At 71.2% G+C, this 19,016-nt stretch carries 19 protein-coding genes; 8 read left to right on the top strand and 11 right to left on the bottom strand.

The features are described from left to right. Position 1 precedes the first annotated feature (1 nt). The 3 genes from N553_RS0107115 to N553_RS0107105 all read left to right on the top strand — a co-directional run bounded on the left by N553_RS0107115 (position 2) and on the right by N553_RS0107105 (position 2,634). Complete coding sequence (locus tag N553_RS0107115; RefSeq protein WP_028045952.1) at positions 2 to 667, top strand: PadR family transcriptional regulator; 666 nt, start codon at positions 2 to 4, stop codon at positions 665 to 667. A 177-nt stretch (positions 668 to 844) separates the two neighbouring features. Beyond that, positions 845 to 1,858 carry an ABC transporter ATP-binding protein gene (locus N553_RS0107110; protein WP_028045951.1) on the top strand — a complete coding sequence of 338 codons (1,014 nt, stop codon included), beginning with the start codon at positions 845 to 847 and terminating at the stop codon, positions 1,856 to 1,858. After that, a complete protein-coding gene (locus N553_RS0107105) occupies positions 1,855 to 2,634 on the top strand; it encodes an ABC transporter permease (RefSeq protein ID WP_028045950.1) in 780 nt (259 codons plus the stop codon). Before N553_RS0107110 ends, N553_RS0107105 begins: the two co-directional genes overlap by 4 nt. A 52-nt stretch (positions 2,635 to 2,686) precedes the next feature. Here the strand turns inward: N553_RS0107105 and N553_RS0107100 are convergent, their stop codons facing one another. Both N553_RS0107100 and map read right to left on the bottom strand, forming a co-directional pair. Further along, the gene (locus N553_RS0107100) at positions 2,687 to 4,204 is read right to left on the bottom strand and encodes a CoA-acylating methylmalonate-semialdehyde dehydrogenase (protein WP_028045949.1); all 1,518 of its coding nucleotides are present in this window, start codon (positions 4,202 to 4,204) and stop codon (positions 2,687 to 2,689) included. Positions 4,205 to 4,292: 88 nt separating this feature from the next. Then, complete coding sequence (map, locus tag N553_RS0107095; protein ID WP_028045948.1) at positions 4,293 to 5,057, bottom strand: type I methionyl aminopeptidase; 765 nt, start codon at positions 5,055 to 5,057, stop codon at positions 4,293 to 4,295. Between the two features lie 318 nt (positions 5,058 to 5,375). Between map and N553_RS0107090 the strand changes: the two genes are divergently transcribed. Then, positions 5,376 to 5,783, top strand: a complete 408-nt coding sequence (locus N553_RS0107090) for a VOC family protein (protein WP_051639882.1) — start codon at positions 5,376 to 5,378, stop codon at positions 5,781 to 5,783. 120 nt (positions 5,784 to 5,903) lie between these two features. Here N553_RS0107090 and N553_RS0107085 read toward each other — a convergent pair whose 3' ends face one another. The 7 genes from N553_RS0107085 to aceA all read right to left on the bottom strand — a co-directional run bounded on the left by N553_RS0107085 (position 5,904) and on the right by aceA (position 12,890). Beyond that, the gene (locus N553_RS0107085) at positions 5,904 to 6,455 is read right to left on the bottom strand and encodes a hypothetical protein (protein WP_028045946.1); all 552 of its coding nucleotides are present in this window, start codon (positions 6,453 to 6,455) and stop codon (positions 5,904 to 5,906) included. Further along, positions 6,452 to 7,120 (bottom strand): pyridoxamine 5'-phosphate oxidase family protein, encoded by a 669-nt coding sequence (locus N553_RS21540; protein WP_034620774.1) that lies wholly within the window; start codon positions 7,118 to 7,120, stop codon positions 6,452 to 6,454. The genes N553_RS0107085 and N553_RS21540 overlap by 4 nt, the downstream gene beginning before the upstream one ends. 19 nt (positions 7,121 to 7,139) lie before the next feature. After that, positions 7,140 to 8,525, bottom strand: a complete 1,386-nt coding sequence (locus N553_RS24185; protein ID WP_051639881.1) for a hypothetical protein — start codon at positions 8,523 to 8,525, stop codon at positions 7,140 to 7,142. A 192-nt stretch (positions 8,526 to 8,717) separates the two neighbouring features. Then, positions 8,718 to 9,026, bottom strand: coding sequence for a hypothetical protein (locus N553_RS0107070; protein ID WP_156043735.1), 309 nt, complete (start codon positions 9,024 to 9,026; stop codon positions 8,718 to 8,720). Between the two features lie 229 nt (positions 9,027 to 9,255). Then, positions 9,256 to 9,660, bottom strand: a complete 405-nt coding sequence (locus N553_RS25020) for a hypothetical protein (RefSeq protein ID WP_051639880.1) — start codon at positions 9,658 to 9,660, stop codon at positions 9,256 to 9,258. 288 nt (positions 9,661 to 9,948) lie between these two features. Beyond that, positions 9,949 to 11,586, bottom strand: a complete 1,638-nt coding sequence (aceB, locus tag N553_RS0107050) for a malate synthase A (protein ID WP_028045944.1) — start codon at positions 11,584 to 11,586, stop codon at positions 9,949 to 9,951. Then, positions 11,583 to 12,890, bottom strand: a complete 1,308-nt coding sequence (gene aceA / locus N553_RS0107045; protein WP_034620771.1) for an isocitrate lyase — start codon at positions 12,888 to 12,890, stop codon at positions 11,583 to 11,585. The genes aceB and aceA overlap by 4 nt, the downstream gene beginning before the upstream one ends. Before the next feature lie 151 nt (positions 12,891 to 13,041). Between aceA and N553_RS0107040 the strand changes: the two genes are divergently transcribed. Beyond that, positions 13,042 to 14,493, top strand: a complete 1,452-nt coding sequence (locus N553_RS0107040) for a helix-turn-helix transcriptional regulator (RefSeq protein WP_028045942.1) — start codon at positions 13,042 to 13,044, stop codon at positions 14,491 to 14,493. Between the two features lie 390 nt (positions 14,494 to 14,883). Further along, positions 14,884 to 15,279, top strand: coding sequence for an HNH endonuclease (locus tag N553_RS21525; protein WP_081844408.1), 396 nt, complete (start codon positions 14,884 to 14,886; stop codon positions 15,277 to 15,279). Positions 15,280 to 15,291: 12 nt separating this feature from the next. Here the strand turns inward: N553_RS21525 and N553_RS0107030 are convergent, their stop codons facing one another. Together N553_RS0107030 and N553_RS25345 are read right to left on the bottom strand one after the other, a co-directional pair. Beyond that, positions 15,292 to 15,918, bottom strand: coding sequence for a GyrI-like domain-containing protein (locus tag N553_RS0107030; RefSeq protein ID WP_028045941.1), 627 nt, complete (start codon positions 15,916 to 15,918; stop codon positions 15,292 to 15,294). Then, a complete protein-coding gene (locus N553_RS25345; RefSeq protein WP_051639878.1) occupies positions 15,915 to 16,493 on the bottom strand; it encodes a TetR/AcrR family transcriptional regulator in 579 nt (192 codons plus the stop codon). Before N553_RS25345 ends, N553_RS0107030 begins: the two co-directional genes overlap by 4 nt. A 126-nt stretch (positions 16,494 to 16,619) precedes the next feature. Between N553_RS25345 and N553_RS0107020 the strand changes: the two genes are divergently transcribed. Beyond that, positions 16,620 to 18,194 carry an MFS transporter gene (locus tag N553_RS0107020; RefSeq protein ID WP_051639877.1) on the top strand — a complete coding sequence of 525 codons (1,575 nt, stop codon included), beginning with the start codon at positions 16,620 to 16,622 and terminating at the stop codon, positions 18,192 to 18,194. 114 nt (positions 18,195 to 18,308) lie between these two features. Further along, positions 18,309 to 18,950: a zinc ribbon domain-containing protein gene (locus tag N553_RS0107015; RefSeq protein WP_028045939.1), complete on the top strand. Its 642-nt coding sequence runs from the start codon at positions 18,309 to 18,311 to the stop codon at positions 18,948 to 18,950. Positions 18,951 to 19,016 lie beyond the last annotated feature (66 nt).

Here is a 19,016-nt window from a genome sequence, read left to right as displayed (position 1 = left end):
CATGGCTGCACGGTCGCGGAGCAACCCCTTGGCTCTCGCCGTCCTCGCACTCCTGTGGGAGCGGCCCATGCACCCCTACGAGATGTCCATGACGCTGCGCGAGCGCCGTAAGGACGAGTCGGTGAAGCTGAACTTCGGCTCGCTCTACTCGGTCGTCGACTCGCTGGTGAAGCACGGGCTGATCGAGGCGTCGTCCACGGAGCGTGACGGCAACCGGCCCACGCGCACCGTCTACCGGCTGACCGACGCGGGCGCCACCGAGGCCATCGACTGGCTGACAGACCTGGTTCGCACGCCCGCCAAAGAGTTCCCGCAGTTCGAGGCCGCGCTGTCGTTCCTGCCCCTCCTCGGCCCCGACGACGTGGTCCGGCTTCTGCGGCTTCGCCAGGCGACGCTCGAGCGGAACCTCGCGACCGTGCGCGGCGGAGTCGCCGACGCGCAGGCGATGGGTCTGCCGGCGATCTTCACGCTGGAGAGCGCTTACGAGGTCGCGATCCTGAGCGCCGAGCTCGACTTCGTCGTCGGCCTGGCGACGAGCATCGCGGACGGCTCGTTCGACGGCGTGCACCTGTGGCGTGAGCTGCACGAACGGACGATGGCCGGCGGTCGCCTGGACCCTGACGAGCTGGCCGAGGCCTTGGCGTCGTACGTGCCACCACCGCCCTAGAGCTTCGCGCGACCCGCGCGAAAAACGGTCGGCCCAGGTGCTGGAACACCCGGGCCGACCACACGAACCGACCGAGACCCGCAAGGGCACCTGTGCGATCCGCTGCACCCACAAGCATAGGTGGCACCTCGGTCGACCCACCCGCCGTCGTCAGACGGCTCGACCGAAGGCAGTCCCATGCCCACCTCACCTGACTACGCGGTCGACGCGCTCGACCTGGTCAAGACCTACCCCGGCGGCCGCGGCCGACCGGACGTGAGAGCCCTCGACGGGCTCACGCTCACCATCGCCGCCGGCACCGTCCACGGGCTGCTCGGCCCGAACGGCGCGGGCAAGTCGACGACCACCAAGGTGCTCACCACGCTGGCCCGGGCGACGTCGGGCACGGCCCGGGTCGCGGGCCACGACGTCGTGCGCGAGGCGGCGGCCGTCCGACGCTCCATCGGGTACGTCTCGCAGGGCACCGGCGCCGACCCGCTGCTGACGCCCCGCGAGAACCTCGTGATGGCCGCCCGCCTGCGCGGGCTGTCGCGCTCGGCATCCACAGCCCGGGCCGGCGACCTCGTCGACCGCTTCGGGCTCACCGAGTTCGCGGACCGCGGCGCCGGCAAGCTCTCGGGTGGCACGCGCCGCAAGCTCGACGTCGCCCTCGGCCTCGTCGGGACCCCGTCCGTGCTGTTCCTCGACGAGCCGACCACAGGCCTGGACCCCGAGGCGCGCTCCGCGATGTGGGCCGAGATCCGGCGGCTCGCCGGCGAGGACGAGCTGACCGTCGTGCTCACCACGCACTACCTGGAGGAGGCCGACCGGCTGGCGGACGGGCTGACCATCGTCGACCGCGGGCGCGTCGTGGCCGCGGGATCGCCGGAGTCGCTCAAGGCCACGCTGGAAGGCGACACCCTGTCGGTCGAGCTGGTCGAGCCGGACGCGTCCCTGGTCTCCAGCGTCGCGGGGTCCGTCGCACTCCTGCGGGACGTCTCCGTGCACGTCGAGGGACCGACCGGTCGCCTCGTCGCCCGCACGTCCGACGGGCCCGCGGCGGTGGGCGCCGTCATCTCCGCCCTGCAGGCCGCGGGCATCCGGCACGGCGCCGTCGGCGTCTCCCGTCCCACCCTGGACGACGTCTACCTGGCCCACGCCGGCCGCTCGTGGACCTCGTCGGACGTCGCAGTGAAGGAGCTGGCCCGATGAGCACCACGTGGATCACCGAGACCTCGCAGGTCACCCGCCGTTGGACCACCGACGGCATCCGCCAGCCCTGGGGCCTGGGCGTCGCGATCATCCAGCCGGTGATCTGGCTGCTCCTGTTCGGGAACGTGTTCTCGTCCGTAGCGACCGTTCCCGGCTTCGGCGCCGACGACTACATGACGTTCCTGGTGCCCGGCATCCTCATGATGACGGTCCTCTACTCGGGCGCCTGGGCAGGCACCGGCTTCATCGACGACATCACGAGCGGCGTCATGGACCGCATGCTCACCTCGCCGGTGCACCGATCGTCGCTGGTGGCCGGCCAGCTCGTCCAACAGCTCGGCCTCTGCTTCGTCCAGGGCCTGTGCGTGCTGGGGATCGGGTGGCTTGCAGGCGCGTCCTACGACGGCGGGATCCTCGGGATGCTGGTCGCGCTCGGTGCGTCGCTCCTGCTCGCGGCGGCGTTCTGCTCGCTGTCCTCGGCAGTGGCGCTGCTCGCCCGCGACCAGACCGCCCTCATCGGCATCTCGACGATCATCGTGCTCCCTGCGACGTTCCTGTCGACGGCCCTGATGCCCGCGTCGCTGGTTCCGTCCTGGGTCGAGACCGTCTCCCAGTACAACCCGCTCACGTGGGCGGTCGAGATCGCCCGCACCGCGATGTCCCCGTCGGTGGACTGGTCCGTCGTGGCCACCCGGTCGCTCTGGCTCACCGCGCTCGCCGCCGTGGTCGCATGGTGGTCGGTCCGCGCCATGCGCACCTACCAGCGCTCCCTCTGAGCAGTCGCGACGTCCGCCCTGACCAGGGCGGACGTCGCGTCAGTGGCTCGCGTCAGTGGCTGGTGGTGCGGCCGAAGTGGAAGCGTGCTGTGGCCGGGGAGCTGGGCCAGCGGCTGGTGACCACCTTGTTGCGCGTGTAGAAGCGGACCGCCTCGGGACCGTAGATGTGGCTCTCCCCGAACAGCGAGTCCTTCCAGCCACCGAACGAGTGCCAGCCGACCGGCACCGGGATGGGCACGTTGATGCCGATCATTCCGACGTGCACGGCCCGCTGGAAGGTGCGGGCCGCGTCACCCGAGGACGTGAACAGTGCGGTGCCGTTGCCGTACGGGTTCGCGTTGACCAGGCCGATCGCCTCGGACAGGTCGGCGACCCGCAGGACGACCAGCACCGGCCCGAAGATCTCCTCCGCGTACGCGCGCATGTCGGTCGTCACGCCGTCGAGCACGGTCGGCCCGACGTAGAAGCCGCCCTCGAACCCGTCGACCGTGTGCCCGCGACCGTCCACGAGCGCACGCGCTCCCGAGTCGACGGCGGAGGTGACGATCTCCTCGATCCGCAGCTTCGCGGCCTGGGTGATGACCGGACCCATGTCCGACGCCGGGTCGTTGCCGGGTGCCACGCGCACCTTGAGCGCCGCGGCCTTGAGCCGTTCCAGCAGCGCGTCGGCCACCTCGTCGACGACGAGCGCCACCGAGATCGCCATGCACCGCTCGCCCGCGGCACCGAACGCCGCACCGGTCAGGTGCGTCGCGGCGAGGTCCAGGTCGGCGTCGGCCAGCACGACCGCGTGGTTCTTGGCGCCGCCGAGGGCCTGCACGCGCTTGCGATGAGCGGTCGCCGTCGCATAGACGTGCTGGGCGATCGGGGTGGACCCGACGAACGACACGGCGGCGATGTCGGGGTGCGTGAGCAGCCCGTCGACGGCCACGCGGTCGCCCTGCAGAACCGAGAAGACCCCGTCGGGAAGGCCTGCGTCCTTCCACAGCCGCGCGAGCAGGAGCGATGACGACGGGTCACGCTCGGACGGCTTGAGCACGAACGCGTTGCCGGTCGCGATGGCCATGGGCGCCATCCAGAGCGGGACCATGGCCGGGAAGTTGAACGGCGTGATGCCGGCGACGACGCCGAGGGGCTCGCGGAACGAGAACACGTCGACACCCGTGGCCGCCTGGTCCGTGTACTCACCCTTGAGCAGCTGCGGGATCCCGCACGCGTACTCGACGACCTCGAGCCCGCGGCCCACCTCGCCGAGGGAGTCCGCGATGACCTTGCCGTGCTCCGCGGTGATCGTCGCGGCCAGCTCGTCGGTGTGCTGCACCAGCAGCTCGCGGAACGCGAACAGCACGCCCGCGCGCTTCCCGATCGGCTCCTGCGCCCACGTCGCCGCAGCCTCGACCGCACCCGCGACCACCGCGTCGACCTCGGCCTGGTCGGCCAGCAGGACACGTCCCGAGAGCTCACCTGTCGCAGGGTTGCGCACGTCCTGCGTCCGGGACCCGTCAGGTGTGCTCACCTTGCCCCCGACGACGTGACCGATCAGTGGAGCAGTGTCGACGAGCGCGGACATCGGTGCCCTCTTTCGTGCGGTGGCGACGGGTACGCCGGACCGATCCAATCTATCCCCGGCCCGTCGGGCGCGTCCCTCGGACCGGAGATCAGTCGCGGGCCGTGAGCACCACGGGACCGTCCGGGGTGATCGCCACCGTGTGCTCGGCGTGCGCCGCCAGCGAGCCGTCCGCGGTGCGGATGGTCCAGCCGTCCGGGTCGATCGTGTAGTCGTCACCGCCCACCATGAACCACGGCTCGATCGCGATCACCAGGCCCGCCTTGAGCTTGAGCCCTGTGCCCGGGCGCCCGAGGTTGGGGACGTGCGGGTCCTCGTGCATGGTGCGCCCCACGCCGTGCCCCCCGAAGTCGGCGTTGATCCCGTACCCGCCGGCACGCCCGATCGTCCCGATCGCGGCCGAGATGTCACCCATCCGCGCACCGGGCACGCACTGCGCGATGCCCGCGGCGAGCGCACGGTCGGTCGTCTCGACGAGCGCGGTCACCGACGGGTCCTGCGTCCCGATCTGGAACGTCAGCGCCGAGTCGGCCACCCAGCCCTGCACCTGCGCGGCGAAGTCGATCGACAGCACGTCACCGTCGACGAGCACGTAGTCGGACGGCAGACCGTGCAGCGCTGCGTCGTTGACCGACGTGCACAGGACGCCCGGGTACGGCATGGCGCCGAACGAGGGGTGGTAGCCCAGGTAGACCGAGTGCGCGCCGGCCGCGTCGATCATCTGGTGCGCGTGCGTGTCCAGCTGCTTGAGGGTCATCCCCTCGCGCGCGACGTCACGGAGGGAGGACAGGACACCGGCGACGAACCTGCCGGCGGGACGCATCGCGTCGATCTGAGCGGGATTCTTGAGAGACACGGCCCAACTTTGCCACGGGCAGGCAACAGCCCGTGGGCCGGACCCCTTCAAGGGGCCCCGCCACGACGGACGAGGTCGTGGCTCCCACGGGCTGCGGTGACTGCCTGGATTCGCTCGCCGACCGGGTGGTCTGCGGGCGGACGGCAATCCGTCCGAGTACTGACGGGCGACTAGCGGACAGTCACCTCACGCGTCCTAAGAGAAATCATGTCTTGGACCACCTCCTTCCCGTGTACTACGAAAATACGTCCGATCCGGCGCACCTGCCAACCGATTTCTCCGCGTGCGAACACGAGGCGCCCGTACGAGCCTGGATGAGTGAGCACCCCACCGACGGCACCCTGGAACGAGCACGCGGGACGCCGCTTCTCGTTGTCCGCGACCGTCCTGGAGTCGCAGGACGCGCACGCGCTCGCCGACTTCTACCACCGGCTGCTGGGTTGGCCCGTCATCACCGACGAGCCCGGCTGGGCGATGCTCCGTCCGCCCGCCGGAGGCAGCGGGCTGTCCTTCAGCTCCGACCCGCTCTACCGACCACCGGTGTGGCCCGCGACGACCGACCACAACCAGATGCAGCTGCACCTGGACATCCGGGTGGACTCGCTCGGCGACGCCGTGGAGCACGCGCTCGCGACCGGTGCCCGGCTGGCCGACTACCAGCCCCAGGACGACGTCCGGGTGCTCCTGGACCCAGCCGGCCACCCGTTCTGCTTCTTCGAGAGCTAGGACCCGAAGCCACAGACCGCCGTCCACGCACGAGCGGACGCATGATCAGTCATAGCCGGTCGTGTCGGATCCCTGACCCGGCCACGCGACCGGTCGTGGTCGCACTCCGGTCGCCTCGGTTCACACCGGGCGGGCCGCCCGGATGCTGTCCGTGAGCGCGGGAACCTGCGGGGTCTTCACCAGGACCGCGATGTCCTGGGACGCGTCGTCGGCCAGCGTGATCCGCACCCCGATGACCGTCCGCTTCTGCCAGGTGCGGATGTCGGCGGCGGTGCTGACGTCCGTCACGTCGGACCACGGGTAGGCGAACACCTTGACGTCGGAGCTCTTGCCCGCCCAGACCTCGATGCCACCCGGTCCGTAGGTGAGCGTCGCGGCGACCCCCGTGGTCGTCCGCTCGCCGGCCGCCTTCAAGAGGGGCTCCTGCGTCGGTCCCGTGACGCACGGCACGAACGACCAGCCCGGGTGGGTCGGCTCGAGGGCGCCCACACGCCTGCGGTTGGCGCGCTCGATGCCCTGGCTCGTCATGATCAGCACGGTCGGCCCCACGACGAACGCCACGATCAGCAGAGCGGCTGCCGTGTAGTTGCCGTTCGGGACCGTCAGGGTGAGCCCGACCACGAGGAGGACGAGGAGGATCGCGATCAGGACGATCCAGCGGCGCTTGGTCACAGGCGGACCGTACCGGAGTCGACGTGTCTCGCCGCTGCGGCCCTCACGGAAGCGGGCACGTCGACATCGGAGGACGACTCCGCCGCACCGGCCACCAGGGCGAGCGGCAGCACGCCCGCCCACACCGCACGGTCCTCTCCGTCGTCGGGCGCCTCGGATGCGCCGTAGGCCCGGACCTTGACGCTCGCGCGCTCCAGCCCGACGCGCAGGATCGAGGTCGCGGCGAGCTCCTTGCGCGTCGACGCGCGCACCTCGTCCCACCGGCCAGGCATCAGGTGCTCCGAGACCACGAGGAGCGCCGCCTCCTTCTCGTCCGCCGGGACGGCGACGGCACGGCCGTGGACGACGACGCTGCGGTAGTTGGCCGAGCTGTCGAACACCGACCGCGCGAACACGAGCCCGTCGACATGCGTGATCCCGACCGACACCTCGACGCCCTCAGGTGCAAGGAACAGCCCGCCGCCGGTGGACCCGTGCAGGAGCAGCGAGTCACCGTCGCGCGCGTAGAGGAACGGGATGACGACCGGTCGACCTTCGCGGACGAACGCGACGTGCGCCACCAGACCGGCGTCGAGGATGCCGTACAGCTCTGCGCGGTCGGTGCGCTGCCGCTCCGGGATCCGGCGGATGCGGGTCAGGTCGTCGACCGTGAGGGGCTCCGTCATGGACCAGAGGGTAGGACGTTCAGTCCCACCAGACGGACCACGGTCCACCGTTCTCGGCCGGCGCACGCAGCTCGTCGGGTCGGTCCAGGGCGTCGTCGAGGCCGAGCGCTAGCACCCGTTGCCACGCCTTCGACGCCTGGCGCTGACCGAGGCGCCGCAGCACGGGGTCGTCCTGGATGTCCATCCCGTCGACCGTCACGCGTTCGTCCTCACGACCGGGCCCGACCGCGTGTCCTTTCAGCAGAACGACGCCCGGGTGGGCGACGGCCGCACGCAATGCCGTACGCAGCGTCGGCCCCGGACCGAGCCGTGCATCGAGCACCGGCGCCGTGAGCCGGTTCAGCAGCGAGGCCGCCGCCTGCGCGCCAAGCCCTTCGAACTGCACGAGGTCGCCGCCCGGCCCGACCGCCACCGGCATCACGGCCTCAGGCACCTTCGCGTCCAACGTGAACCCGACCGGCCCGAACATGCCGCTGACCCGGCCGCCGGCACGGGCCGCCTCGGCCTTCGCCTCCCAGGCCGCCCGGACCGCCTCGACCGTCGCCGGCAGGGGCGGGTCGAGGTCGACCTCGGACTCGTCCGGTTCGTATGGGGGCGGGAGCACCGGCGTCAGGATCTCGTGCAGCCGCCACATCGTCGCGTCCGGCACCGCCGACGGGTCGTCGCCCAACGTCAACCAGACGCGACCGCCCGACAGGTTCACCACCTGAGCGTCCGGTAGCTCGGCCAACTGCTCGACGCCTCCGACGCGTTCTAGGTGCGACGGCGACAGCAACGTGCTCCAGCCGTAGCCCCACAGGTGGCCATCGTGGTTGCGGAAGACACCGCGGTGCTCCGCTGCGCTCGACGTCTCCGACCCTCGAACCCGGTCGAGGATGGCGTAGCCCTCGTGGGCGCCCAGCCGCTCGGCGCTCGTCACCAGCCACGGCACCAAGGGACCGGCGATCCACGGCATGTTCTCGCCGGAGCCGTACATCGCCCACCGCTGCACCGAGAGCGCGACGCTCATCCTGCCCAGCTCCTCACCACGGGAGGGGAGCGGGAAGTGGGCGTCCACCTCGGCGACCGTGTGGTTGGGGTGCATCGGATCGTGCGCCAGGGCCGTACAGACGCCCTCGAGCGTGATCCACGTCGGCGTGCCCACCTTCGAGGAGATGAAGTCCCAGTCGAGTCCGGTTCGACTCGTCTTCGAGAGCGGGGTACGGATGCCGTCGCCGTCAACCACCATGAACGTCGACCAGGTGATGTCGATGCCGATCCACGAAGTCGCCAGCTCGACCGCCGACCGCAGCGCGTCGACGACGGCGCCCCGGTCCACCCGGCCGGGAGCGGACAGCCCGCCGTACAGTGCCGGAAGTCGAAAGCCGTCGTCCGGCAGCAGCCACGGCGGCAACTCCGAGCCCATGCGCACGTTCCTTCCGACTCGGCGACCCCCACGGCCCCGCAGGTCCAGCGATGTCGTCCTCGGAACAGCCAGGACGCTCACCCGTCGACGCCACGGGAGCGCGCCTGTCCGGCACTCAAGCACGGCCGCGGCGACCCGCGCATCGGTCGCGGCCGGCGCTCACCCGATCGGCGACGAGGTCGGCGGTGGCGGCTAGAGCGTCGTGGCGACGACCGTCGCGTGGCCGCAGCCACCGCAGAACGGGTCCTCCTGCGCGAGGTGGTAGCGCGCGCAGCTCGCGTTGGTGCAGGTACGGGTGGGGGCGCCCACGGGCGCGGGCGCGTCCTTCACCGGCATCGGCATCGTGTAGATCGGACCGATGGTCGCGGTCTGACCCGCCGTCGGGACGCGCAGGACCGACCACGTCGTCGGCTTGCCGCACACCGCGCACGTCTTGGTCGTCTGGACCTTGCCGTCCGCGGCGCAGGCCGGGTCCGTGCACCGCAGGGCCACATTGGCCATGACGCTCACTCCTCAACGTGACGACCTCGACGGTGGTCGAGGCCGCGGGCGACGACGGCGTTCGGGTCCAGCGACCCGATCGCGCTCACAGTATCGATCGGGATCCGGTCAGACCGCTCTGCGACGTGCTCGGACGATCAGCGTGATGCCGACACCTGCTCCGACGACGATCAGCACCAGCACCCACCAGACCCATGCCGGGGTTCCCCCCTCGTCGCCTGTGGTCACGTCATCGGCCGAGGGCGACGGCGACGGCGACGGCGTGACCGTCGGCGTAGGCGTAGCCGTCACGGTCGGCGTCGGGGTGGGTGTGGGCGTCGGGGTCGGTGTGGCGGTCGGGGTGGGCACGGGAGCGACGGCTGTCTGCGTCGGCACCGGGACCGGCGTGGGCGTCGGAGTCGGGGTAGGAGTCGGAGTGGGAACTGGTTCGGGCGTCGGCGTCGGCGTCGGCTCCAGCGTCGGGCCGGGACGAGCGGGGACCGTAGGCGTCGGGCTGGGACGAGTGGGGACCGTCGGCGTCGGCGCGGGGCGAGCCGGGATCGTGAAGGTCGGGGTGGGGCTGGGCCGAGCCGGCCGGGTGACGGTAGGCGTCGACGCCGGACGGGTAGGGCTCGGCCGATCGACGCCGCTGCACGACGCCACCAGGAGCAGGGTCAGGAACGCCGCCAGCACGCTCAGCACACGTCGGACGGCGACCTTCTGCGGTGCGGGCACGCCCACCCCTCTCGGCGACTCTTCCGGCGACACGCGACGCCGCAGGTGCCGCCGCGCGGAGGCCCGGAACGGCGTGGGCCGACCGTATCGATGCGCGGGCCTGCTGAAAAGGGGCCAGCACCTGGCCGTCGAGCGGCCCGAGCGCGCCACAGCGCGAAGCCCCCTCCGGGTCAGGCGTGGGCCCGGACCCGGAGAGGGCTCGTCGCGCTCAGGCGCGGGTGACCAGGAACTGCGTGTACGCCGGCACCGTCAGGAACGTCGGGAAGTCCTCCGCGAGCGAGACCTGCCGGAAGAGGTCGGCTGCGTCGTCGAACCGGTCCCCCTCGCTGCGAGGCAGATCGGCGAGCACCTCCTTGAGCACCTGCTCGACCCGCGCGAAGTCGATCTGCGTGCCCTCGGCCGTGACGACCTCGTGGTGCACCCACTGCCACACCTGCGAGCGCGAGATCTCGGCGGTCGCGGCATCCTCCATGAGGTGGTCGATCGCGACGGCGCCGATGCCGCGAAGCCACGCCTCGAGGTAGCGGACACCGACCGAGATGTTGCCGCGCAGCCCTGCGTCGGTGACAGCACCCGGCTCGCCGCCGCCGGCCGACGGGATGTCGAGCAGCTGCGCGGCGGTGACCTGCACGTCCTCGCGCAGACGGTGCCGCTGGTCGATGCGGTCGCCGAGCGCCTCGTCGAACACCGCACGAGCGACGGGCACCAGGTCCGGGTGAGCCACCCAGGTCCCGTCGTACCCCTGCCCTGCCTCCCGCTCCTTGTCCGCAGTGACCTGCGCGAGCGCCTTCTCGGTGACCTCCGGATCCCGGCGGTCCGGGATGAACGCGCTCATGCCGCCGATCGCCTGTGCTCCGCGCCTGTGGCAGGTGGCGACGAGCAGCTCGGTGTACGCCTTCATGAACGGGACGGACATCGTCACGGCCTTGCGGTCCGGCAGGACGAAGCGCGGTCCGCGTGCGCGGAAGTTCTTGATGACGCTGAAGATGTAGTCCCAGCGCCCCGCGTTCAGGCCTGCGCAGTGGTCGCGCAGCTCGTAGAGGATCTCCTCCATCTCGAACGCCGCCGTGATGGTCTCGATCAGGACGGTCGCGCGGATCGTGCCGTACCGCAGCCCGAGGTAGGTCTCCGTGTAGCGGAACACCTCGTCCCACAGCCGGGCCTCGAGGTGCCCTTCCAGCTTGGGCAGGTAGAGGTACGGTCCGCGGCCCGCGTCGATCAGCGCCTGCGCGTTGTGGAACAGGTACAGACCGGCGTCGACCAGGCTTGCCGACGAGGCGGTGCTCTGCCCCGTGCGGTCGGTGAACTCCAGGTGCTTCTCCGTCAGGTGCCAGCCGCGCGGGCGCATGACGATGGTCGGCGTCTGCGGACCGACCTTGTACTCCTTGCCTTCCGGGGAGGTGAAGTCCACCTGACCGCGGATGGCGTCGAAGAGGGAGTGCTGGCCGGCGACGATGTTGGCCCACGTCGGGCTGGTGGCGTCCTCGAGGTCCGCGAGCCAGACCTTGGCGCCCGAGTTGAGGGCGTTGACGGTCATCTTGCGGTCCGTGGGACCGGTGATCTCCACGCGGCGGTCCTCCAGCCCCGGACCGGGACCGGCCACGCGCCAGGAACGGTCGGTGCGGATGTGCGCGGTGAGCGGCAGGAAGTCCGGGTCGGCACCGTTCGAGAACCGGGTCCGACGGTTCTGCCGGCCGAGCAGCAGGTCGTGCCGGCGACCGGCGAAGTGCGCGTGCAGGTCCGTCAGGAAGTCGAGTGCCTCGTCGGTCAGGACCTCGTCCGTGCCCGGGACGGCGGGACCGGTGATCGTCAGGTGGGGGCGGGTGAGGGTCGGGGTGATCGTCATCGGAGTGCTCCTGCGTGTGTGAACTGGGCGGTCTCGGTGGAGCCTGCGAGCGCGAGGGTGGCGCTCTGCGGGGAGATCGCTGTGGCGACGCGGTCGAAGTAGCCGGTACCGACCTCGCGCTGGTGGCGCGTGGCCGTGTAGCCGTCCTTCTCGGAGGCGATCTCTGCCTCCTGGAGCTCGACGTACGCGCTCATCCCGCGCTGGGCGTAGCCGCCTGCGAGCGTGAACATCGAGTGGTTGAGGGCGTGGAAGCCGGCCAGGGTGATGAACTGGAAGACGTACCCGTGGCCCGCGAGCTCCCGCTGGAACCGGGCGATCTGCGCGTCGTCGAGCTGCGAGCGCCAGTGGAAGGACGGCGAGCAGTTGTAGGCCAGGAGCTTGCCGGGGAACCGGTCGTGGATCCGCTCGGCGAACTCGATGGCCTGCGCGACGTCCGGCGTCGACGTCTCGACCCAGATCAGGTCGGCGTGCGGCGCGTACGCCTCGGCGCGGGCGACCACCGGGTCGAGCCCGTTCGTGACGCGGTAGTAGCCCTCGACGGTCCGCTCCCCCGTGAGGAACGGCTCGTCACGCTCGTCGATGTCGGACGTCAGCAGGTCCGCGCCGAGCGCATCGGTGCGGGCGACGATGATCGTCGGGACCCCGGCGACGTCCGCTGCGAGGCGCGCCGCGGAGAGCGTCCGCACGTGCTGCGACGTGGGGACGAGCACCTTGCCGCCCAGGTGGCCGCACTTCTTCTCGGCGGCCAGCTGGTCCTCCCAGTGCACACCGGCCGCTCCCGCGGAGATCATCTGGTGCATGAGCTCGTACGCGTTGAGCGGACCACCGAACCCGGCCTCGGCGTCGGCGACGATCGGCGCCAGCCACTCACGCGTCCGCCGGCCGTTCTCGGCGAAGTCGATCTGGTCGGCCCGCAGCAGCGCGTTGTTGATGCGTCGCACGACGGCCGGCACGGAGTTGGCCGGGTACAGCGACTGGTCGGGGTAGGTCTGGCCCGACAGGTTCGCGTCGGCGGCCACCTGCCAGCCGGAGAGGTAGATGGCCTCGAGGCCCGCGCGGATCTGCTGCACGGCCTGGTTGCCGGTCAGCGCGCCGAGCGCCGGGAGCAGCGTGCGGGAGTGCAGGAGCTGCCAGAGCCGCTCGGCACCACGGCGGGCCAGGGTGCTCTCCTCGCGGACCGACCCGCGCAGCGCCACGACGTCCTCGGCGGTGTGGACCCGCTCGATGCCCGCCCAACGCGGGTCGAGGGACCAGCTGGCCTCAAGCTCGCTCGCGGTCTGCGTCTGGTCGCCGGTGGCGCTCATCGTGATCCTCCATCTTTGGTGGTTCTTCTCGGCGGTTCTGCCTGGCCCCTACGTTGACGCGGTTTCGGCCGTTCTTTCCCCGGTACGGGCCAAGAAGATCCGGCGTTCTTCTCATGGACAGAAGGGTTCCGGGTGGGAGACCGTGGACGACATGACGACGACGGCCAACGGCGGCCTGGACACGCTGGTGCTGGGACGACGGATCCGGCACCTGCGCACGGGCCGGAACATGACGCTCGACGACCTCGGCGCGGCCATCGGCCGGGCCCCGTCCCAGGTCTCCATGCTGGAGAACGGCCACCGTGAGCCCAAGCTCTCGCTGCTCGCGCAGGTGGCCGAGGCGCTCGACGTGCCGCTGGCCGAGCTGCTCCGCACGGACCCGCCCACCAGGCGCGCCGCACTCGAGGTCGAGCTCGAGCGGGCGCAGCGCGGACCCCTCTTCGCATCGCTGAACGTGCCCACGGTCAAGGTCGGTCGCACGCTCCCGGCAGATGCGCTCGAGGCCCTCGTCCGGCTCCAGGCGGAGGTGCAGCGGCTGCTCACCGAGAACGCGGCGACCCCGGAGGAGGCCCGACGCGCCAACGCCGAGCTGCGGGCACGCATGCGCGCGCAGGACAACTACTTCCCCGAGCTCGAGGAGCACGCCCGACGGCTCCTGGACGCGATCGACCACCCCGGCGGACCCCTGTCGCAGCGCGGCACGGCCGACATCGCCGCCCACCTGGGCTTCGGCCTGCACTACGTGCCCGACCTGCCCCACTCGACGCGCACCGTGACGGACCTGGCCCACCGACGCATCTACCTGCCGCAGGGGAACCCGGGCACGAGCGACGCCCGTTCACCGCTGCTGCAGGCCATCGCGAGCCACGTGCTCGGACACGCCGAGCCGCGTGACTACGGCGACTTCCTGCGCCAACGCGTCGAGGCCAACTACCTGGCCGCCGCCCTGATGCTCCCCGAGGACGGTGCCGCCGCGTTCCTGCAGGAGGCCAAGGCCGAGCGCCGGCTGTCGGTGGAGGACCTGCGCGACGCGTTCGCGGTGCCGTACGAGACCGCCGCCCACCGGTTCACCAACCTGGCGACGCGGCACCTGGGAGTGCCGGTGCACTTCATGAAGGTCCACGAGGGCGGCACCCTGCACAAGGCCTACGAGAACGACGGTGTGGTCTTCCCGTCCGACGCGCTCGGGGCGATCGAGGGTCAGCCCGTCTGCCGGCAGTGGACGGCCCGAACGGTCTTCGCGCTGGCCGACCGCTTCTCGCCCTACTACCAGTACACCGACACGTCGTCGGGAACCTACTGGTGCACCTCTCGGGTGCAGCCGTCCTCCCAGGGTGCGTTCTCGGTGAGCGTCGGAGTGCCGTTCGCGCACGTGCGCTGGTTCCGGGGCCGCGAGACGACCGAGCGCGCCCAGTCGCGCTGCCCCGAACCGACCTGCTGCAGGCAGCCACCCGCCGAGCTGGCACAGCGGTGGTCCGACAAGGCGTGGCCGAGCGCCCGTCCGCACGCGTCGCTGCTCGCCGCGCTTCCCGTGGGGGTGTTCCCCGGCGTCGACACCACGGAGGTGTACCGGTTCCTGGACCGGCACGCACCCACCGACTGAAGCCGCTCTCCGACGTTGTCGGGGAAGCGCCACGTAAGCCACACATCGGCTCAAGTCCTTCCTCCGACGTGCCGTTGTCCCGAGTACGTGGGCATCAGGTGTGTGAGTTACGACGGCGTAACGGGAGGCAGACATGACGAAGTGCGACGAGTGCAGCTCTGCTGTGCAGATCTGCGAGCGATGCGACGGCGCCGGGCGGAAGCGCTGGACGGGCGAGTGCAGCTACTGCCGTGGCACGGGGCACCGCTGCATGAAGAACTCGAACCACCGCTGGTGAGCTGACCGAGTCTGTCCGCCCGCAGGGCACTGGTCTGACCGGATGCCGACCTGGGTCAACCAGGTCGCGGTTCGGTCCAGGGCGAACGCCCTCGTCCTACCTACGCTGGCGCCATGCCCGCTCCTCGAACCCGTCAGGCGCGCTACGCCCAACGGCGCAAGCGCAGGATGGCCGCGGTCGAGCACGACCTCAGTGCCGAGCAGTGGGCCGGTCTGGTCGCCGCGTGGGGCGGTTGCGCGTACTGCGGGGCCACGGGTGTCGCGTTGCAGCGCGACTGCGTGCTGCCGATCTCCCGGGGCGGCCGGTACACGCTCGACAACATCGCGCCCGCGTGCGGCTCGTGCAACGCGAGCAAGTGCAACGACGAGGTCACCGGCTGGCTGCGACGCAAGCGGCTCGACGAGCGCGCGTTCCTCGAGCGTCACGTCCGGATCCAGGCAGCGCTCGCCACACAGTTCCGCGCGACCACGGTCGGGCCTGAGGGGTCGCGGGTCGGCGACGACGACTAGAGGCCTGGGGTGTCAGATCGGTGCGACCGGCTGGCGCAGGATGGTGCGCTGCTTGTCCGGGGCGGTCCGGCGGGTGTCGGTCAGGTAGATCTCGTGGTGCGTCCCGACCATGCGCAGGCCGTTCGCGGGGATGAACTCGTCGTGCAGCTGTGCGAGCACCGGCGCCTCGTCGTCGAACGAGCCGATGTGCAGCGTCTGCACGCACAGCCCTTCGGAGAGTCGCTCGACCCGGACGGCGTCGAGCCGCGGCGGGGACGACCTGGTGCGTACCGTCTCGATCGCGTCCGCGACGGTCTCCGGCGCGATCCATTCCGGAACCAGCAGCATCACGGTCCAGTCCCACCGGGACTTGTCTCGCTCGGCCGTGAACGACGCCATGTCCTGCGCCGACCACAGCCCTTCCAGCGGAGGCACGACATAGTCACGCCCGAGCTCCCGCTTGCTGGCGAACTTGAGCGTGTAAGCGACGGGGTACAGCGCTTCGAGGGCCCCGGTGAATGCGGGCGACGTGTTGGGGTCGCCGTGGCCGTCGACCATCAGGTACTGCATGTCCGGCACCTCGAGCACGCGGAACCGACCGCGCTGTGCCCGGTAGGCATCGAGGTCCTTCTTGACGTCGAGCTTCTCGGTCGCGCTCACTGCACCCCGTCGCGCTCCAGGGGCGCGAGCAGGTCCAGCGCGACGGCGCGGCCGGCAGTGCGCAGGCCTTCCTCGTCCCCCGTGATCTCGATGAGCGGGCCACCGAGCGCTCCGACCATGAGTGCTCCGTAGGCGAGCGTGGCCCGCAACGCGGCCTCCGGCGCGGGTTCGGGCCCTGCGAGGGCGGACATCAGCCGCTTGAGCAGCTCGAGCTGTCCGTGCCCCTGGCCCTCGCGGCCGAGGACGGTGGGGTTCGCCTGGCCGAAGCGCAGGGCGTACGCGCCGTCCGACTGCAGAAGGTCGAGGAGCCCGTCGACGAACGCGGCGCTCCTGCCGGCGCCGGGCGGGAGGTCCTCCACCCGGGAGACGACCAGGTCGAGCTGCTCCGTGAAGTCCTGCACCCCGGCCCGGACGATGTCCTCCTTGGTGCGGAAGTGGTAGTACAGCGCCGCCTTCGTGACGCCCACGTCCTCGGCGATCTCCCGGAGCGAGGTGCGGTCGTAACCCTGCTCGACGAACATCCGCATGGCGGTGCGCAGGATCGTCGCCCTGGTGCCGCTGCCGTCACGTGGCACGAGCGCCTCCGTCCTCCGCCGTCCTGTGGTCCCGCTGAGGAAGCCTACTTGACGACCGGCTAGGAACAGTGATTACCTGCCGACCGACAAGGTAACTAGCCGGTCGACAAGTAAGCGAGGTTCACGATGTCCAACGCACCTGCCCCCGAGGCTCCCCCAGCCGCCGCCGAACCGACGGCACCGCGACTGCCCCTGATCATCGTCAGCCTCGTGCTCGCCCTCGTCCCCGTGCAGCTCGACGGGCTCGTGGCTGCCACCGCCGTCCCGACGATCGCCGGCGAGCTCGGTGGCTTCGACCGCATCGCCTGGATCGCGACCGCCTTCCTGCTCACCATGGCGATCGGCACCGTGCTGGCCGGCCGCCTCGGCGACATGTTCGGCCGCCGGACCATGCTGCTCGTCGCCCTCGGCACGTTCTTCGTGGGGTCGCTCGGGTCAGGCGTCAGCACGTCGATGGGTGAGCTCGTCGGCTCCCGTGCGGTGCAGGGCCTGGGCGCCGGGATGACGTTCACGACGCTGCTCGCCGTCATCGCCGACGTCGTTCCCCCCGAGCGAAGGTCGCGCGTCATGGGGCTGCTGGGGGCGATCGCGCCGGTCTCCATGATCATCGGTCCGTGGGTCGGCGGCGTGATCACCGAGAGCCTCGGCTGGCGCTGGATCTTCCTGCTCAACCTGCCGCTCGTCGCGCTGTCGATCGTCGGCGTGGCGACGCTGCTGCACCTGCCGGCGCGTGCGCGTGGCGGCCGTATCGACCTCGCGGGACTGCTCGCCGTCTCCGTCGCGAGCAGCGGTGTGGTGCTCGCGGTGACCTGGGGAGGTCACGAGTACGCCTGGGCGTCATGGCAGGTCCTCGGTGCGGTGATCGTCGCGATCGTCGCCCTCGTCGTGCTGGTCGTCGTCGAGCGGCGTGCCGAGAACCCGGTGCTGCCGCCCACCCTGTTCCGCAACCGTGCCGTGGTCGCGTCCTTCGTGGTCGTCTTCCTCGGCACCGGGGCCATCATGCTCGGCACGATGAACTACCTGCCCCTGTTCCTGCAGCTCGTCCAGGGACGTTCCGCGAGCAGCAGCGGGTTGCTCCTGCTGCCGATGCTCCTGCCCGCGATCGCCACAGCCGTCGTGACCGGTGCCTGGACGAGCCGGCCCGAGCGCTTCCGCACCGCGATGGTCGCCGGCACCGCGCTCCTCACCGCCGGGAGCGCCCTGATGGCCACCATGGACGCCGGGACGTCCGCGTGGCTGACCGCCGCCTTCATGGCCCTGGTCGGCGTGGGGGTGGGGCTGCTGTTCCAGACCCCGACCGTGCTGGTGCAGAACAGCGCTCCCGCCGACGAGGTGGGCGCGGCCACCGGCGCCGCAGGGTTCATGCGGATGATCGGTGGTGCCGTGGGCGTGGGCGCATTCGGCGCCCTGTTCTCCAGCACGCTGACCGGCTACGTCGCCGACCATGTGCCGGCAGCGCAGTCCCGTCCCGACGTCACCGCACTCACACCCGAGGCGCTCGCCGGGCTGCCCGCGGCGCTGCGGTCCGTGGTCTCCGGGGCCGTGGTCGCGGGGTCCTCGGCGCTGTTCTGGGCGGCCACGGCCGCTGGGCTGATCGCTGTCGTCGCTGCCGTCTTCGTGCCCCGCGGGGCGACGGCACCGGCAGACGGCGACGGTGCGGCGGACCAGAGCGTCGCCGAAGCGGTCCGCGTAGACGCGTAGCGCCTCGCGGCGCGGAGGGACCGGGGCCTCGCAGCCTGTGAGATCACCGACAAAGCAGACACTTCACCCCGAAGCGCCGCCCCCGGGACCCGCCGCCTCACTACTCTCACCGCTGTGACTCAAGCCGTCCCCTTCACCGACAACTTCTCCGACCTCTCGAACTCGCAGGGCTACCAGTTCGACTTCCGCTGCGAGCGCTGCGGCAACGGATACCGGTCGGCCTTCCAGCGCGACAAGCTCAGCACCAGCCAGAGCGTGCTGCGCTCGGTCGGCAGCCTCTTCGGGGGGCCGCTGCGCGACCTCGGGAACGCGGCCGACCAGCTGATGCTCAACCGCGGGACCAACTCGCCCGCCAAGGACAGTGCGCTGTCGGCGGCCGTCGAGGAGATCGCGGACCGGTTCACGCAGTGCCGCGGGTGCGGGGACTGGATGTGCCGCGAGATCTGCTGGAACGACGAGGTCGGCCAGTGCGCCCGGTGCGCACCCCGGCTGCAGGACGAGATCGCCGGCCTCCAGGCCAACGCCCGCCGGAACCAGGCGAACGAGCGGCTCTCGACCGCGGACCTGCTCTCGGGTGTCGATGTCGCCGCGAAGCCTGAGGCCAGCTGCCCGTCGTGCGGAGCCCGCGCCGGTGGCGGCAAGTTCTGCACCGACTGCGGCGGGTCGCTCAGCCCGACGACGACCTGCTCGGGCTGCTCCGCCGAGCTCGTCGCGGGTGCGAAGTTCTGCGCAGACTGCGGCACCCGCGTCCGCTGAGACACCGGGTCTCCGCACGCCCTCGCTCGTCGAGTGCTCGGTCCTCGGAGCGCGTGCGGCCGTAGA

Origin of the sequence: Cellulomonas sp. URHE0023 (genome assembly GCF_000688475.1) — a bacterium.
In the GTDB taxonomy this organism is placed as follows: Bacteria; Actinomycetota; Actinomycetes; order Actinomycetales; family Cellulomonadaceae; genus Cellulomonas.
This window is presented reverse-complemented; position numbering and strand designations above follow the sequence as displayed.

Excerpts from the sequence above, each read along its gene's own strand:
- N553_RS0107070 (WP_156043735.1), bottom strand. The coding sequence starts at position 9,026 with ATGGCCAATGTGGCCCTGCGGTGCACGGACCCGGCCTGCGCCGCGGAC.
- N553_RS0107020 (WP_051639877.1), top strand. The coding sequence starts at position 16,620 with ATGTCCAACGCACCTGCCCCCGAGGCTCCCCCAGCCGCCGCCGAACCG.
- aceB (WP_028045944.1), bottom strand. The coding sequence starts at position 11,586 with ATGACGATCACCCCGACCCTCACCCGCCCCCACCTGACGATCACCGGT.
- N553_RS21525 (WP_081844408.1), top strand. The coding sequence starts at position 14,884 with ATGCCCGCTCCTCGAACCCGTCAGGCGCGCTACGCCCAACGGCGCAAG.
- aceA (WP_034620771.1), bottom strand. The coding sequence starts at position 12,890 with ATGAGCGCCACCGGCGACCAGACGCAGACCGCGAGCGAGCTTGAGGCC.
- N553_RS0107115 (WP_028045952.1), top strand. The coding sequence starts at position 2 with ATGGCTGCACGGTCGCGGAGCAACCCCTTGGCTCTCGCCGTCCTCGCA.
- N553_RS24185 (WP_051639881.1), bottom strand. The coding sequence starts at position 8,525 with ATGGGCTCGGAGTTGCCGCCGTGGCTGCTGCCGGACGACGGCTTTCGA.
- N553_RS0107040 (WP_028045942.1), top strand. The coding sequence starts at position 13,042 with ATGACGACGACGGCCAACGGCGGCCTGGACACGCTGGTGCTGGGACGA.
- N553_RS21540 (WP_034620774.1), bottom strand. The coding sequence starts at position 7,120 with ATGACGGAGCCCCTCACGGTCGACGACCTGACCCGCATCCGCCGGATC.
- N553_RS0107100 (WP_028045949.1), bottom strand. The coding sequence starts at position 4,204 with ATGTCCGCGCTCGTCGACACTGCTCCACTGATCGGTCACGTCGTCGGG.
- N553_RS0107105 (WP_028045950.1), top strand. The coding sequence starts at position 1,855 with ATGAGCACCACGTGGATCACCGAGACCTCGCAGGTCACCCGCCGTTGG.
- N553_RS0107110 (WP_028045951.1), top strand. The coding sequence starts at position 845 with ATGCCCACCTCACCTGACTACGCGGTCGACGCGCTCGACCTGGTCAAG.